Origin of the sequence: Blautia difficilis (assembly GCF_014297245.1) — a bacterium.
Lineage (GTDB): Bacteria > Bacillota > Clostridia > Lachnospirales > Lachnospiraceae > Blautia_A > Blautia_A difficilis.
On the sequence record NZ_JACOQG010000083.1, the window covers coordinates 1 to 1091 of the forward strand.

The window sequence follows — 1091 nt, forward strand, 5'->3', positions numbered from 1 at the left end:
GCATAGAAAAAGGACAGTCGATTTTCTCGGCTGCCCTTGTGGGTGGCTATTCAATTTTAGTCTGCTGTTTTCAAATATATAAAATAGCTTGCTGTTCCGCCATAGCCATTTTCAGTATTCCATTCAGCTGTTACTTCATAAATATATCCGCCCAGTTTAAGAGTGAGTACGTTTCCAACAATAGTTACATCTTCGCTGTTTGTAGCAGGCTCTCCCCAATGTTCGTCACTCCAGCACTGCACACTTAAAATTGTATCTGGGTCTTCTGTAAATCTTAATGTAGCTGTTGTTTCTGTTGTTTCAAATGGTGGGGACAACAGATCCTTGCACTCTAACGGGTGTGGGCTATCAGCTATTGTGCTTTCAGCAGTTCCGTCAATATTTGTTTTTTGCCACGAATAAGTTCCTAATACTGCACCGATAGCGGTTTCGTCACTCACAACGCTTAATGTGGGCGGTTCTTCCAAAATTATATTGGCAGTCCCAGAGTTTAGTAATTCATTTGCATAGCTGTTGAGTGCTTCACATGGCTCATATTTTGTCTTATAACCGATACCGTCAATGACAATAAATGGGTTATACGCCATAATATCTGTTTGTGTACCGTCTACCATAGTCAAGGTAAAAACAACGCCTTGTCCATCATACTCTGTGTAAGAATTATCCTCATTATAGACAACAACATCATTCAAATATTCAACTAATTCTTGGATATTTTCAATCTCAATCGTTTTGTCTGGCGGTGTTAATAACACTTTAGCGGAAACAATCTGCGCTGCGTCCAAATCCTTATACGGTTTTTTCCCCTGTTGTGAAAAAAATACGATTACCGCGATACCTACTAAAATGATACAAGCTATTGCAATCATCAATCTCTTTTTTCTCATGGAACAAGCCTCCTGTTCTTCTCTGTTACTTGTATAGACGAAAAAATTGAAAGGAAGTTTCACTATCTATAAATATCATAGCACATGGTTATGAATAAATCCACCTCATTTCAGCCTGTCAGTGGCCTTGTTTTCTCTGGCAGACCGCCGCGCAGCTTCCCGCCGTTCCTCGTTGTATGGGGCGGTCAGACGGAAAGAGAAGCG

The 1091-nt window shown here is 40.5% G+C and carries 1 protein-coding gene; it reads right to left on the reverse strand.

The window, feature by feature from the left end; all coding sequences use genetic code 11:
* Window positions 1-56: 56 nt before the first annotated feature.
* Complete coding sequence (locus H8Z82_RS17505) at window positions 57-887, reverse strand: hypothetical protein (protein WP_227194785.1); 831 nt, start codon at window positions 885-887, stop codon at window positions 57-59.
* Window positions 888-1091: the final 204 nt, after the last annotated feature.